This is a genomic window from Pseudomonas sp. MLB6B (assembly GCF_054508135.1).
The window spans coordinates 150976-165397 of record NZ_CP199313.1 but is presented as its reverse complement, the minus strand read 5'-3'; the positions used below and the strand labels follow the sequence as shown (position 1 = coordinate 165397).

The following is a 14422-nucleotide window of genomic DNA, read 5'->3' as shown; positions in this document are numbered from 1 at the left end:
TTGTACAAAACTGTAGGAGGGGGCGGTTCGGCGTTCCGATCAGTCGCGATGGGCTGCAACGCAGCCCCAACCCAAGCAGCGCCAAGTCTCAAAGCAAACCCCACTTTGTAGGAGCGGCCGGTTTGGCGCTCCGATCAGTCGCGATGGGCTGCAACGCAGCCCCAACCCAAGCAGCGCCAAATCTCCAAACAAGCCCCAAGATTCCGAAATCCCGCATACAAAAAAGGGCCGCATTAGCGGCCCTCTTGGGTACGACGTGGGAAACACCCGACGCTTACAGCCCTTCGAGCAGATCCGCCATGTCGTCGGCGTGCTCTTCTTCCTGGGCCAGGATGTCTTCGAAGATACGGCGGGTGGTCGGATCCTTGTCACCGATGTACTGGATGATTTCACGGTAGCTTTCGACGGCGATGCGCTCGGCCACCAAGTCCTCCAGCACCATCTCTTTCAACGTGGCGCCAGCGACGTACTGAGCGTGGGAGTTCTTGCTCAGGTTGTCGGGGTTGAAGTCCGGCTCGCCGCCCAACTGCACGATGCGCTCGGCCAGTTTGTCGGCATGCTCGGATTCTTGCTGGGCATGCTCGAGGAACTCGTCGGCCGCGACGGAGGCTTTGATGCCGCTAGCCATGAAGTAATGGCGCTTGTAGCGCAGCACACACACCAGTTCGGTCGCCAGCGAGCCGTTCAGCAGACGAATGATCTCTTCACGGTCGGCTTTGTAGTCCTGGGTCACCGGACCGTCTTCGACGTTCTGGCGGGCGCGTTGGCGCAGGGTTTGTACATCGGTCAGTTCGGCGTGGCTCATGTGTATCTCCAAAAGCTCAGGAATAGGTTTCAGGTAATGGGGTGAGAGGTTCAGGCGCCTGGAGTGTTGCGGCGTTCCTCTTCGCGTTGTTTGCAGGTCTTGAAGCCCTTGGCATCGACGTGCCCGGTCGCGTCAAAACGTACGTAATAGGGTTGCTGGTTGCCGTCGCGGTTGAGGATGTAGTCGTTGCAGGTGCCGCCGTTGGGCAGGTCCACCACGTTCGATGGGCTGCCACCGATGGCGATGACCTTCTGCATGGTCATGCCGTCCTCGACCTGCTTGACCAGCGGCTCGTGACGGAAGGTCACATGGTCCACCGGGTTTTGCGGGTGGCTGCTGCAAGCGGCCAGGGAAGCGCCAACCAGGAGAAGTGCCAAAGTCTGTTTGTACATGGGTCCTGCTCCGTGATGAGGTCTCTGTGTGTTTGGAACCGCACGGCGCGACGGGAGTTCGATCGAAATAGTGGCCCTTTGGTCAACCCCTTCAGATACCAAGCATCTGGGGAAGATGTTGCAAATCTTGTCTACACTCATTCTCAGCACGCGCATCCACGTGCGGCCTCCAGGAGACTTGCCATGAACCGGACATTCGCCCCTCAAGCCCTTGCCATTTCCGCCCTGATGCTGGCCATGCTAGCCAGCGCGCCCAGCAGCGCAGCCACCGCACAGCAGGAGAAGATGAAAACCTGCAACGCCGACGCCACGGCCCAGTCGCTCACAGGCGACATGCGCAAGGCGTTCATGAGCAAATGCCTCAAGGCCAAACCGGCCACCCAGCAGGAGAAGATGAAGACGTGCAACGCCGACGCCAGCGCCAAAGCGTTGAAGGGCGACGAGCGTAAGGAGTACATGAGCGGTTGTCTGAAGAAGTGACAGGGCTCGGATAGGCGGAGGGCGTGTAGATCGATCGGCGCCGTGCGCCGCTCCGCGACTTTCACCCCGGTGCTTGGCGCCGACTATGTTTGCGGCCAGAACGCTGGCAGACTGCGGGTCTTTCCGATGTCTGCCGTCGAGGCTGTATGACCTTCACCCCCCGCCAGATCACCATCGCCAGTTGGATCATCGTCTTCGCCGGGTTGTTGCTGGCGCTCCCTTTGAAACTGCTCCCCAGCCTGCTCGCCGGACTGCTCGTCTACGAACTGGTCAACATGCTCACCCCGCGTCTGCAACCGCTGCTCCCCGGTCGGCGCGCGCGCTGGCTGTCGGTGGCGCTGCTCGGCACGCTGGTGGTGCTGACCTTGTCGCTGCTGATAGCCGGCGCCTTCAGCTTCCTCTTGCACGAAGCGGAGAACCCCGGCGCGTCGCTGGACAAGTTCATGGCCCTGGTGGACCGCGCGCGTAGCCAGCTACCGCCGTTCATCGACAGCTACCTGCCGGCCAGCGCGGCCGAGTTCAAGGTGGCCATCGGCGATTGGCTCAAAGGCCATCTGAGCGAGCTGCAACTGGTCGGCAAGGGCATGGCGCACATGTTCGTGACCCTGTTGATCGGCATGATCCTCGGCGCCATCGTGGCCTTGCAGCGCCTGCCCGACATTTCCCGGCGCAAGCCCCTGGCGGCCGCGCTGTTCGAGCGCCTGAGCCTGCTGGTGCAGGCGTTTCGCAACATCGTCTTCGCGCAGATCAAGATTTCCCTGCTCAACACCGCCTTCACCGGCATCTTCCTCGCCGTGGTGCTGCCGCTGTTCGGCGTGCACTTGCCGCTGACCAAGACGCTGATCGTGCTGACCTTCCTGCTCGGCCTGCTGCCGGTGATCGGCAACCTGATCTCCAACACGCTGATCACCATCGTCGGCCTGTCGCTGTCGATCTGGGTGGCGCTGGCGGCGCTGGGTTACCTGATCGTCATCCACAAGGTCGAATACTTCCTCAATGCGCGCATCGTCGGCGGGCAGATTCGCGCCAAGTCGTGGGAGCTGCTGCTGGCGATGCTGATCTGCGAAGCGGCGTTCGGCCTGCCGGGGGTGGTGGCCGGGCCGATCTACTACGCCTATCTCAAGAGCGAGCTGCGGCGCATCGAGCTGGTCTGAGGCGCAGGTGGGCGCCTGCCCCAGCCAGCTCGGCCGGGTGGGTCAGGCGGCGGGCACCAGGCCGTAGGCGGCCAGTTGCTCGACGCTGCCACGGTGCTCGATCAGGCGCGGGTCGTTCAGCGGCAGGCGCTGGCCCAGTTCGCTTTCCAGAATCGCCTGCAACTTGACCCGGTTGACCTTGCCGTCGGCTTCGACGGCCTGGCGCAGCTTCTCCGGCCCCACCTGGGCGGTTTCACCGTTCTTGTAATAGACCGCGCCCGTGGCGAAGTCGACGCCCAGGGCGATCAGGCCCGGGATCACGTAGAACAACAGGCCTACGGCATCCAGCGCGACGATGCCCGGATCGATCTTGCCGTCGATCTGGCCGCGCCGGTCCGGGTAGAACAGCGTGCCGCAAGCGGTCAACTGGGTCAGCAAGGTGGCGATCACAACACCACCGACGAAACGAGCACGAACGCGCATACACACCTCCAAATTCGAAAACCTTACCCCAGGCATAGGCCTTGGTTGGCCGTTATACTCGCTGGCCCGTCCGAGGACCACCATGATTTCGTTGCCCATCGACGCCGTACTGCCGGCACTGCGCCAAGCCCTCTCCGACCGCCACGAGGTGGTGCTCGAAGCGCCGCCCGGCGCAGGCAAGACCACCCGTGTGCCGCTGGCCCTGCTGCACGAGCCGTGGCTGGCCGGGCAGAGCATCCTGATGCTCGAACCGCGCCGGCTGGCCGCCCGCGCCGCCGCCGAGCGCCTGGCCAGCGAACTGGGCGAACGGGTCGGACAGACGGTCGGTTACCGCATCCGCCTCGACAGCAACGTCGGCCCCGAGACGCGCATCGAAGTGGTCACCGAGGGCATCCTCGCCCGCCGCCTGCAAGACGATCCGGCGCTCGAAGGCGTGGGGCTGGTGATCTTCGACGAGTTCCACCTGCGCAACCTCGACGCCGACCTGGCCCTGGCGCTGACCCTCAACGGCCGCGAGATGCTGCGCGACGATCCGCCGCTCAAGGTGCTGCTGATGTCGGCCACCCTCGAAGGCGAGCGCCTGTCGCGCCTGCTCGACGACGCGCCCATCGTCACCAGTCAGGGCCGCATGTTCCCGGTGCAGACCCGCTGGGGGGCGCCGTTCCAGAGCGGCGAGTTCATCGAACCACGGGCGGTCGCCGCCTGCCTGCAAGCCCTCGACGAGCAACCGGGCAGCGTGCTGGTGTTCCTGCCGGGCCAGGCCGAAATCCGCCGCGTCCACCAGGGCCTGGCCGAGGCCCTGGGCGAGCGCGCCGACATCTTGCTGTGCCCGCTGCACGGCGAACTGGACCTCGCCGCCCAGCGCGCCGCCATCGAACCGGCGCCCGCGGGCGTGCGCAAAATGGTGCTGGCGACCAACATCGCCGAAACCAGCATCACCATCGAAGGCGTGCGCGTGGTGGTCGACGCCGGCCTGGAGCGGGTGCCGTGCTTCGACCCGCGCAGCGGCATGACCCGCCTGCTGACCCAGCGCATCGCCAAGGCCAGCGCCACCCAGCGCGCCGGTCGCGCCGGGCGCCTGGAGCCGGGGGTGTGCTACCGGCTGTGGTCCGAAGCGCAGCACGAACAACTGGCCGCCTACGCTGCACCGGAAATCCACCAGGCCGACCTCGCCGGGCTTGCACTGCAACTAGCGCGCTGGGGCGTGCAGCCCGGCGACCTGCGTTGGCTCGATGCGCCCCCGGCCGCCGCCTTCGCCCAGGCCCGCGACCTGCTGCGGCGCCTCGGCGCGCTGAAGGCCGACGGCGGCCTGACCCGCCATGGTCAGGACATGGCGCACCTGCCGGCCCACCCGCGCATCGCCCACCTGCTGCTGCGCGGCCAGCACCTGGGCCTGAGCGCCCTGGCCTGCGACCTGGCCGCGCTGCTCGGCGAGCGCGACATCCAACGCGGCGCCGAGGGTGCGGACATCCATAGCCGCCTGGCCCTGCTCGGCGGCGAACAGCGCGCGCAACGCGGCGAGCAGGGCGGGGTGCAGCGCGCCCGGCAACTGGCGCGCCAGTACCGCGGGCAATTGCGCGGCGCCCCGGAGGCTCCCGTGCCGGACCCGCAGCACCCACGCTGGGTCGGCGCGCTGCTGGCCTTCGCCTACCCCGACCGCATCGCCCAGCAACGCCGGCCCGGTGGCGGCGAATACCGCTTGGCCAATGGCCGCGCCGCGCTGTTCGCCAATCCCGACGCGTTGATGAAGCATCCTTGGTTGGTGATCGCCGACCTGGGTAGCCGGCAGGGACAGCGTGAAGAGCGCATCTACCTGGCGGCCGACTTCGACCCGCAGTTGCTGGATGCTGTGTTGAGCGAGCAAGTCAGCCAGGTCGACGAACTGGAATGGGACGAGCGCGAAGGCGTGCTGCGCGCCGAGCGCCAGCGCAAGGTCGGCGAACTGGTGCTGTCGAGCGAGCCGCTGCGCGACCTCGACACCGCCACGCGGGTGCAGGCGCTGGTCAACTACGTGCGGCGCAAGGGCCTGGAGCTGTTGCCCTGGACCCCCGAGCTGCGCCAATGGCAGGCTCGCGTGGCGCTGCTGCGCAGCCTGGAGCCGGAAGAGGCGCGTACCTGGCCGGACCTGAGCGACGCTGCCCTGCTGGCGACCCTGGAGCACTGGCTGGCGCCTTACCTGGAGCGCGTCGGCCGGCTCAGCCATTTCGGCCAGCTCGACCTGCCGAGCATCCTGCGCAACCTGCTGCCCTGGCCGTTGCCGCAACAGCTCGACGCCCAGGCGCCGCAGACCTTGCAAGTGCCCTCGGGCTCCAACATCCGCATCGATTACAGTGAGCAGCCGCCGGTACTGGCGGTGCGCTTGCAGGAACTGTTCGGCCTGCCCGACACCCCGCGCATTGCCAGCGGCCGCCAGGTGCTCAAGCTGCACCTGCTGTCGCCGGCACGCCGGCCGGTGCAGGTGACGCAGGACCTGGCCAACTTCTGGCGCACGACCTATGCCGAGGTGAAGAAGGATCTGAAGGGGCGGTATCCGAAGCATTACTGGCCGGACGATCCGCTGGTGGCGGAGGCGACGGCGCGGGTGAAGCCGAGGAAGGGGTGACTAGGTATGAGCGAGGCTGGGCTTATTGAACTGTTCAAGTAGGCGAACCAGCAACCGCATCCATCTCGACAGCGAGGCAATTTCCTTTGCCCGTTGACCTTAGGGGCGGATGCGTGCTCCAAAGTTGTGTGCTACCTTGCGAGTAGAAATTGTTCAAGTCATTAGAGAATCCTGGCCGTGAACCAAAAGCTGAATACATATGGCGTATCCATAGTAAAACGACCCAAGATCAAAGCGACCAAAAAGCTGGATTTGAGTGGAGATCAGGGTAAGCAGATCGTTTGTTCGGAAACGAAACTTGCCCTTAGAACGCATAAGAAGACTTTTGAAAAGCTGGCTTATATGTAATGGATTTGATCTTTTTCCCCTTCGAGCGCGTTATTGAGATAAACACTCAAATATTGACTACCGAGCCTGGGATGAAAGGAGTGGTGAATCTTTCGATCTTGCAGGGTGCGCTGGCCAGAATCGACAATGCGATCGCCTATGACGGTCTTGATGATGTATTTGAAATCGCCGCCAAATATACCGCCAGCATTGCCCGAGGCCATGCATTACCTGATGCCAACAAGCGCACTGGACTTGCAGTGGGCTTGGAATATCTTTCGCTCAATGACTATGAAATTACTCTGGATAACGACTTGGTGGCGGATGCTGTCAGGGATCTGGTAGTCGGTGAAATCAGCGAGCTTGATTTTGCTGACGTTCTTTATTCCTCATTCATCGCTTCTCAAAATCAGAGGCGATAACGGTAAGCCTCTTCGGTTTTAAAGGAGAGCGTTGTTTCAGTCAAATTTTCCGCGAAAAACCGTAGCCAACTGCGGGTTGTGGCAGCTCAAAACCCTCCTGAAATGACGCTGCATTTCAAAACTGTAAATGCCATAAGCAAGGTGAATCCACACCTCTACCTTTACTTAAGGTATGGTTGGAATGAAAAACAAGCCAGTCAATATCAGGCTCAATTTGAGCGTCAACATTCGCGTCAACCAGGGCAGCTCATAGTCAGCCCTCATTGCGGCGATTGTCGGAAGTCACGGGTCAAGCGTGCCACAGCCTATGCTTGGTCCGGATGTGTTAATCGAGTAGAACGTGAAGATCTATTTCTCGCGAGCTCCCTCAGAGGCACCAGCTGAACCCGAACACCTGCATGATTTGAGCGCACACCCAAGGAGTTCGAAGCAACTTCATCCACTACGCTGAGGCAATTCGAAATGGGACGTGCTTCAATCATCCAGCAGCTCGATTCGCAGATCTAGGTTCTGTACGAAATCCTTTGAAACCGCCGCCACCGCACCTGGACACTGATATTCGGTAGAGTTCGCGCCCATCGAAGGCAGGAGGCCACGATGGTCAAGCGGTACGAAATCCCCGATGCAGCCTGGGAGTTGGTTGCTGATCTCTTTGAACAGCCCCGGCGCAGCGGTAGGCCGAGAGCAGATGACCGTTTGATGCTCAATGGCGTGCTTTGGGTGCTTTGCTCAGGCGCCGCCTGGCGCGACATACCCGAGCGCTTCGGCCCCTGGTCAACGGTCTACCAGCGGTTTCGAGATTGGCGTAACCAAGGAGCGCTCGACCTGATGCTCAAGCGGCTGCACATCAAGCTGAACGAGCAAGGATTGATCGACCTGGAAACCTGGATGATCGACTCCACTGCTGTACGCGCAACCCGAGCCTCATCTGGCGCCGGGAAAAAGGGGGGCCTGATGAACCCTCAGACCACGCATTAGGCCGCAGTAGCGGAGGCCTGACGACCAAGATCCATATGCTTTGTGACGCCAATGGCGTACCGCTGCGCTTTTTGATTTCGGGCGGGCAGGCCAGCGATATCTCGTACGCTCAGCCCTTGCTCAATGAAGCCTATATCCCCAGTTTGCGCGGCCGCCCTCGCAAACGCTGTCGGTAGCTTTTGGCTGATAAGGGATACGATGCCGAAGCGCTGCGACGTTACTGTGACCGTTACCGGATGCAGCCGGTGATCCCTCTGCGAACCATGAAACGCAAGCCCAAGCCCGGCTTGCCTCGCTTGTTTGATCGCCCGAAATACCGGCAACGCAACATCATCGAACGCATGTTCGGCTGGTTAAAAGAGAACCGCCGCATCGTTACACGCTTCGACAAGCTCGCGAAAAGCTACGCAGCGATGGTCTCGTTAGCTTGTGCCATGCGGTGTTTGCGACATTACTTTTCGTACAGTGCCTAACCCCACCTCCCTTACTCCGCCAGCATCTGTTGTGAAAGCGATGCCTTCATCATCCGGTTCTTGGTGTCGCGTTGTCTGCTCCGGCTAAGGCACAGGCGCCGAGGCTTTCAATGCCTCGGTGCAGACATCGAATTCGTCCCTAGCCCAGACCTGATCAAGGTTAGCCGGGACGCTGTTGTCAATGTCTTCGCTAAAACCAGCGATCTAGGCTCAAAGGAGTGTCAATCATGGGCGTAGACAAGCCGAAATCAGTCAACATTTTTCGGAAGGATTGACTGTCAATGGCAGTTCGGCGTCGCGGCTTTAGCCCCAGGGAACTGGCGGCATACAGCTTGTCAGTGTGCTGGAGTGTTAGCTGATACGAGTCATTACTGGCCGGACGATCCGCTGGTGGCGGAGGCGACGGCGCGGGCGAAGCCGAGGAAGGGGTGACTAGGCTTGAGCTTTACCGAGGTCATTCGACGGCGTGAGTAGTCAAATCCCGCGACCCCCTTCCTCTCGAAGGGTGTCTACGAAACCTGGGGCGATTCAGTGGTGAGGTCTCATTGCCTCAAGAAAGCGGTGCTAATAGTCTGCGTAGGGCTATGTTAAAGCTCAACAGGGTACAACGTAAGATTGTCCGTGCTTGTGAAAAAACAAACGTATCCACTTGTGCTTGGTGCAGAGCTTACATTGAGAAATATTACGTCGCCGCCCAAGGAGATCGTTAATATCTTGTCGCTTTCGTAAGTTAAAGCCTGAGCTACAAAAAATAGGGTGCTGCCCACCGTCTCGATGGCGGAGGTAGCCTCCAACGCATCCTTTATATTTCTTCCCCACTCAAAATCGTCATCCACATCCCATTCAACGTCATAGCAAGCACCTATTGCCGGTGACTTAACGCCCCACTTAGCCCACCCTGTGCCGAAAGGACAGGAAAAGCTCACTTGATCTCCTTGGGTGGCCATTATCTTTATGCGCGTCATTTTAATACCGAGATCCTTACAGTAACGTTGTCCGTATGCCATCAATCATGTATTGGTTCATTGTCCCTGTTGCCTCATGGCCGTGATATTTGGTTGATGTGCTGTTCACCCCATGGATGCTCGAGCGTATCAACGCTCAGCTAAACAAGGTCATCGAGACCCGCGCGCACTTTTCGAACGATGGCGCGGCGACCGAACCGATCTGGCTCGGTCTGCGCAGCATCACAGCAAGGTCGGGCTCGGCTGCGCATGATTGGAAAAGCGCGATGAACCCATTTGCAATTCTGTATGGAGATCGGCTCGTAGGGCCGGCCTGATGAAATCCAAGCCTGCCTAGTGACAGGCCGTAATTGGCCGGCAGACAAAAACCGACAATCCCAACTGCGGTGTAGTGGCGAGAGACGGCAGTACCGCCGACCCTCACGCCGGCAACTGCGCCTCGCGCAACATGAACAACCGGAACAGCACCACCGTGCTGAACAACTGCAAGAACCCACCCACACTGTCGATCGCGATCATCACCCCAGCCTGCGCATCGGGAAACGCCATCAGCAGCAAGCCGTCGATCAACCACAGCGGCGCCAGCACCGAGAGCATGCAGATCAGGATGGTCAGCAAATGCCCGCTGGTCAGGTTGGCGCTGTCGCGCATCGCCTGCAGCACTGGCCGTCCGCGCAGTACAACGAGGAAATCGGCGAAGGCCAGTTTGAGCATGATCCACACGCCCGGCAGGATGAACAGCGTCAGCCCGGCCATGATCAGCAGCGAGCCGAGCAGCACCAGCAGCGCCATTTGCGGCCACAGTTGCAGGGCTCGGGCGAACAGGTTGCGCAAGGCGACGTCCTGGCCCTGGCTGCGGGTGTCGAGGTAGAGGATCAGCCCGGCGGTGTACAGCGGGTAGAACAGCAGGCTCACCAGCATGCCGTAGCCGTAGCCGGCGTTTTCGCCCAACTGTTGCAGCACCAGGTGCGTGCACAGGGCTTCGAGAAACACCACCGGCAGGCACAGCTTGGCGATGCCGAGCAGGTGCAGACGGAAGAAATACAGGGAATCGCGCAGAACGGTGAAGGGTTTCATCAGTCGATATCGCATGGCCGAAAGCAGGCGCCACTTTAGCCCACCGGGGCCGGCGGCTGAAGAAAGTTTCATCGGCCCGGCGATTGAACCGGCGGGCATTACCCCCCACCTTGAGCGGGTCCGACAGCCCACTCAGTCTCTGTGAGGTAGCCCAGATGAACAGTGAAGAACAACGCCTGATCGACGGTCTGTTCGACCGTCTGCGCCAGGCCGAAGCGGCCGCCGAGCCGCGCGACGCCCAGGCCCAAGCGCGTATCGAAGAGCACCTGCGCCGGCAACCGGCCGCCGCCTATTACATGGCCCAGGCGATCCTGGTCCAGGAAGCGGCGCTCAAGCGCCTGGACGAACAGAACAAGCAGCTCGAGGCCGACCTGCGCCAGGCCCGCGCGCCATCCAACCAAGCCAGCGACAGCGGCAATGGCGGTGGCGGTTTCCTGTCCAGCCTCTTTGGTGGCAGTGCCAAGCCGGCCAACCCACCGGCGCAGTCCCGTCCCAGCAGCCCACCCACAGGCACTGGCGGCTGGCGCGACCCGGCGCCCGGCAGCGCCCCGGCGCAACCCTATGCCAACCCGGTCCCAGCGGCCGCGCCGGCCCGCGGTGCGGCCGGCAGCTTCCTCGGTGGCGCCATGCAGACCGCCGCCGGCGTGGCCGGTGGGGTGCTGCTGGCACAGGGCATCAGCAGCCTGTTCGGCCATGGCTCGCACCCGCAGGAAGTGGTCGAAGTGATCGAAGAACAACCTGCGCCGGCCAGTGACGGCGGCGGTTGGCAGGATTCGGGCGGTCAGCAGCACGTGGCCGACCAGAACGGCTATGACCAAGGCAACGGCGGCTTCACCGACGCCGACTACGATAGCGACGACGGCGGCGGTTTCGCCGACGACGACTCGTTCATCTGACAGGTCTGGCATACTCCCTGGCCGTTTGCGGGCGCCTGGCGCCCGTTCGATGCGTGTCCAGGCTGCCCCAAGGTCGGTCGACCCATAGCGCAAACCGACCCAGGTCGCCCAGCCCCGGCGACCGCAGCCCCCGTCCCAGGAGCCCCAGGTGAAGAAGATCGCGCTGTTCGCCGATGTGCAGAACCTCTACTACACCGTGCGCCAGGCCCACGGCTGCCACTTCAACTACGCCGCACTCTGGGCCGAACTCAGCCGCGAGGGCGAGATCGTCGAAGCGGTGGCCTATGCCATCGACCGCGGCGACGCCAAACAGCAGCAGTTCCAGCAGATCTTGCGCAACCTGGGGTTCCAGGTCCGTTTAAAACCTTACATCCAGCGTAGCGACGGCTCGGCCAAGGGCGATTGGGACGTGGGTATCACGCTGGACGTGGTCGACGCCGCCAGCCGGGTCGACCAGGTGGTACTGGCCTCGGGCGACGGCGATTTCGATCTGCTGTTGGAGCGGGTGATCCAGCGCCATAGCGTGGAAGCGGTAGTGTATGGCGTACCGGGGCTTACGGCGATGTCGTTGATTCGGGCTGCGAGCCGCTTTCAGCCGATCGAAGGACGGTTGTTGTTGCGGCATTGAGCACAAATTCAAACCAATGTGTACGGGCCACTTCGTCAGTAATTGTCACTAAGAATTTCCAAGAGCAGGTCGTAGACTCGAACGCCCCGAATGGACTTCGAGTTGCCACCATGCCTGCCCCCCGTCGTTTCCCCTTGCTGTTGATCGGCGCATTCCTCGCCCTGTACCTGGTCTGGGGCTCCACCTACCTGATGATCCGCATCGGCGTCGAGTCCTGGCCGCCGCTGCTCATGGCCGGTGTGCGTTTCATGGCCGCCGGGGCCTTGCTCTACGGGTTTCTGCGCTGGCGCGGTGTGGCCAATCCGACGTGGCCGCAGTGGCGGGCTGCGGGGGCCATCGGCTTTCTGCTGCTCAGTTGCGGCAACGGCGGCGTGACCCTGGCCGAGCATGCCGGCGTGGCCTCCGGTGTGGCGGCGCTGGCGATCGCCACGGTGCCGCTGTTCACCTTGCTGTTCGGGCTGTGGTTCGGCCAGCGCAATTCGCGCCTGGAGTGGGCCGGCATCCTGCTGGGCTTGGTGGGCATCGGCCTGCTCAACCTCGGCTCCAACCTGCAGGCCAGCCCCCTGGGCGCGCTGCTGATCCTGTTCGCGGCGGCCGCCTGGGCCTTCGGCTCGGTGTGGAGCAAGCGTCTGCCGCTGCCGCAAGGGGCCATGGCCGCCGCCTGTGAAATGCTGCTGGGTGGCGCCATTCTGCTGATCGGCAGCGTGCTGAGCGGCGAGCGCATGACGCACCTGCCCACTGCCGCCGGTTGGGGCGCGTTGGCCTATCTGGTGCTGTTCGGCTCGATCCTCGCTTTCAGCGCCTATATGTACCTGCTCAAGCACGTGCGCCCGGCTGCTGCCACCAGCTATGCCTACGTCAACCCAGCGGTCGCGGTGCTGCTGGGCATCCTCTTCGCCGGCGAGCGGATCGGCGCCGAGGAATGCCTGGCCATGGCGGTGATCATCGGCGCGGTGGTGCTGATCGGCGTGCCGCAGTGGCGCAGGACGCCGCCGACCCAGGCCGCACCGCTGGCCGGCAAAATGTGCAAGTAGGGCAGGGCGTTGCGGTAAACTCGCCGCCTTCGCTGAACCCCTGACGGTATTGCCATGACTTTCGCCACCCTCGGCCTGATCGAACCCTTGCTGCGTGTCTTGCAGGAACTGGGCTACACCACTCCCACCCCGGTCCAGGCCCAGGCCATTCCCGCCGTACTGGCCGGCCGCGACCTGATGGCCGCGGCGCAGACCGGCACCGGCAAGACCGCAGGCTTCGGCCTGCCGGTGTTGCAACGCTTGACCCTCGAAGGCGAGAAGGTCGCCAGCAACAGCATCCGCGCCTTGGTGCTGGTGCCCACCCGCGAGCTGGCCGAGCAGGTGCACGAAAACCTGCGCGCCTACGCCGAACACCTGCCGATCAGCACCTACGCGGTGTACGGCGGGGTCAGCATCAACCCGCAGATGATGCGCCTGCGCCGTGGCGTCGACCTGCTGGTGGCCACCCCCGGCCGGCTGCTCGACCTGTTCCGGCAGAACGCCATCAAGTTCAACCAGGTGCAGACCCTGGTGCTCGACGAAGCCGACCGCATGCTCGACCTGGGCTTCGCCGAAGAGCTGCGTGCGGTATACGCCGCTCTGCCGCGCAAGCGCCAGACGCTGCTGTTCTCCGCCACCTTCTCCGAACAGATCCGCCTGCTCGCCGGCCTGGCGCTGCAAGACCCGCTGAGCATCGAAGTCAGCCCGCGCAACGCCACCGCCAGCACCGTCAAGCAGTGGCTGGTGACGGTGGACAAGAAACGCAAGGCCGACCTGTTCTGCCACTTGTTGCGCAAGAAGCGGTGGGGGCAGGTGCTGGTGTTCGCCAAGACCCGCAATGGCGTCGACCAACTGGTCGAGCGCTTGCAGGCCGAAGGCCTCAAGGCCGACGGCATCCACGGCGACCGCCCACAGGCCACCCGCCAGCGCGCCCTGGACAGCTTCAAGCAGCGCGAGATCCAGGTGTTGGTCGCCACCGACGTGGCGGCGCGCGGGCTGGACATCGACGACCTGCCGCTGGTGGTCAACCTCGACCTGCCGATCGTCGCCGAAGACTACGTGCATCGCATCGGCCGCACCGGCCGCGCGGGCAACACGGGCGAAGCGATTTCGCTGGTGTGCGCCGACGAAGTGCAACTGCTGGCCGCCATTGAAACCCTGATCCGCCAGACCTTGCCGCGCCACGACGAACCGGACTTCATCCCCGACCACCGCGTGCCGCAGACCGACGGCAGCGGTCAGGTGATCAAGAAGCCGAAAAAGCCCAAGAAGCCGAAAGAGGGCGCTGCCAAACGCGGGTTGGGCAAGTGGATGGACAGCGGCGCGGATGCCGCTCCCGACCTCAAGCCCGTACGCAAGGCGCCGAGTTTCAACGGTGGTCCACGTAAGAAGAAGTGATGCTTGGGAGGGGCCGGTTTCGGTGTTTTGGCTAGTTGCGATGGCCGGTACTGCCTGCCAAATGGCCGCAACGCCTTCCGACAGTCAGTATGCGGCGCCTGAATTCGGGGCGGCGTCGCCGCCCATCGCGGCTAAAGCCGCTCCCACAGGGCTTTGAGCTGCGCCCCATCTATCCGGGACCTCAGTTCTTACCCCCCTCTGTAGGAGCGGCTTCAGCCGCGATGGCCGGCACCGCCGGCCCAGTGACGCCAACGCCTCTCGACAGCCAATAGGCGGCGCCTGAAGCCAGGGCGGCGTCGCCGGCCCAATGGCCGCGACGCCTCCCGACAGCCAGCGCGCAGCGCCTGGAT

At 63.0% G+C, this 14422-nt stretch carries 13 protein-coding genes and 3 pseudogenes; 11 read left to right on the top strand and 5 right to left on the bottom strand.

Translation table 11 applies throughout. The annotated features are described in order from the left end of the window. Positions 1-274: 274 nt before the first annotated feature. Together ACSMEV_RS00610 and osmE are read right to left on the bottom strand one after the other, a co-directional pair. On the bottom strand, positions 275-805 hold the full coding sequence (locus ACSMEV_RS00610; RefSeq protein WP_296265974.1) for a ferritin-like domain-containing protein: 531 nt from the start codon (positions 803-805) through the stop codon (positions 275-277). Between the two features lie 50 nt (positions 806-855). After that, positions 856-1197 carry an osmotically-inducible lipoprotein OsmE gene (osmE, locus tag ACSMEV_RS00605; protein WP_459206835.1) on the bottom strand — a complete coding sequence of 114 codons (342 nt, stop codon included), beginning with the start codon at positions 1195-1197 and terminating at the stop codon, positions 856-858. A 228-nt stretch (positions 1198-1425) separates the two neighbouring features. Here osmE and ACSMEV_RS00600 point away from each other — a divergent pair, with 228 nt between their 5' ends. Both ACSMEV_RS00600 and ACSMEV_RS00595 read left to right on the top strand, forming a co-directional pair. Then, positions 1426-1677: a PsiF family protein gene (locus tag ACSMEV_RS00600; protein WP_459208270.1), complete on the top strand. Its 252-nt coding sequence runs from the start codon at positions 1426-1428 to the stop codon at positions 1675-1677. A gap of 146 nt (positions 1678-1823) precedes the next feature. Beyond that, positions 1824-2831, top strand: a complete 1008-nt coding sequence (locus ACSMEV_RS00595; RefSeq protein WP_314491978.1) for a hypothetical protein — start codon at positions 1824-1826, stop codon at positions 2829-2831. A gap of 42 nt (positions 2832-2873) precedes the next feature. Here ACSMEV_RS00595 and ACSMEV_RS00590 read toward each other — a convergent pair whose 3' ends face one another. After that, positions 2874-3293: a polyribonucleotide nucleotidyltransferase gene (locus ACSMEV_RS00590; protein ID WP_459206834.1), complete on the bottom strand. Its 420-nt coding sequence runs from the start codon at positions 3291-3293 to the stop codon at positions 2874-2876. An 82-nt stretch (positions 3294-3375) separates the two neighbouring features. Between ACSMEV_RS00590 and hrpB the strand changes: the two genes are divergently transcribed. From hrpB to ACSMEV_RS00570, 4 genes and pseudogenes are all read left to right on the top strand, one after another. Beyond that, on the top strand, positions 3376-5895 hold the full coding sequence (hrpB, locus tag ACSMEV_RS00585) for an ATP-dependent helicase HrpB (RefSeq protein ID WP_459206833.1): 2520 nt from the start codon (positions 3376-3378) through the stop codon (positions 5893-5895). A 347-nt stretch (positions 5896-6242) separates the two neighbouring features. Beyond that, positions 6243-6644: a type II toxin-antitoxin system death-on-curing family toxin gene (locus ACSMEV_RS00580; protein WP_459206832.1), complete on the top strand. Its 402-nt coding sequence runs from the start codon at positions 6243-6245 to the stop codon at positions 6642-6644. A 597-nt stretch (positions 6645-7241) separates the two neighbouring features. Continuing rightward, positions 7242-8095, top strand: a pseudogene (locus tag ACSMEV_RS00575) (IS5 family transposase). Between the two features lie 363 nt (positions 8096-8458). After that, positions 8459-8527 (top strand): annotated as a pseudogene (locus tag ACSMEV_RS00570) (hypothetical protein); the annotation flags it as partial. Positions 8528-8682: 155 nt separating this feature from the next. Here the strand turns inward: ACSMEV_RS00570 and ACSMEV_RS00565 are convergent. Further along, positions 8683-9021 carry a hypothetical protein gene (locus ACSMEV_RS00565; RefSeq protein ID WP_459206831.1) on the bottom strand — a complete coding sequence of 113 codons (339 nt, stop codon included), beginning with the start codon at positions 9019-9021 and terminating at the stop codon, positions 8683-8685. Positions 9022-9182: 161 nt separating this feature from the next. On the opposite strand from ACSMEV_RS00565, the pseudogene ACSMEV_RS00560 reads away from it, so the two are divergent. Then, a pseudogene (locus ACSMEV_RS00560) lies at positions 9183-9377 on the top strand (IS256 family transposase); the annotation flags it as partial. Between the two features lie 103 nt (positions 9378-9480). On the opposite strand, the gene ACSMEV_RS00555 reads toward ACSMEV_RS00560, so the two are convergent. Beyond that, entirely contained in the window at positions 9481-10137 is a 657-nt protein-coding gene (locus ACSMEV_RS00555) for a YciC family protein (protein WP_459206830.1), read from the bottom strand. Between the two features lie 155 nt (positions 10138-10292). Here ACSMEV_RS00555 and ACSMEV_RS00550 point away from each other — a divergent pair, with 155 nt between their 5' ends. The 4 genes from ACSMEV_RS00550 (at position 10293) to ACSMEV_RS00535 (ending at position 14072) form a co-directional block, all read left to right on the top strand. Then, positions 10293-11033 (top strand): DUF2076 domain-containing protein, encoded by a 741-nt coding sequence (locus tag ACSMEV_RS00550; RefSeq protein WP_459206829.1) that lies wholly within the window; start codon positions 10293-10295, stop codon positions 11031-11033. Positions 11034-11181: 148 nt separating this feature from the next. Beyond that, positions 11182-11661, top strand: a complete 480-nt coding sequence (locus tag ACSMEV_RS00545) for a LabA-like NYN domain-containing protein (RefSeq protein WP_459206828.1) — start codon at positions 11182-11184, stop codon at positions 11659-11661. Positions 11662-11771: 110 nt separating this feature from the next. After that, positions 11772-12695, top strand: a complete 924-nt coding sequence (gene yedA / locus ACSMEV_RS00540; RefSeq protein WP_459206827.1) for a drug/metabolite exporter YedA — start codon at positions 11772-11774, stop codon at positions 12693-12695. A 54-nt stretch (positions 12696-12749) separates the two neighbouring features. Next, positions 12750-14072: a DEAD/DEAH box helicase gene (locus ACSMEV_RS00535; protein WP_459206826.1), complete on the top strand. Its 1323-nt coding sequence runs from the start codon at positions 12750-12752 to the stop codon at positions 14070-14072. Positions 14073-14422 lie beyond the last annotated feature (350 nt).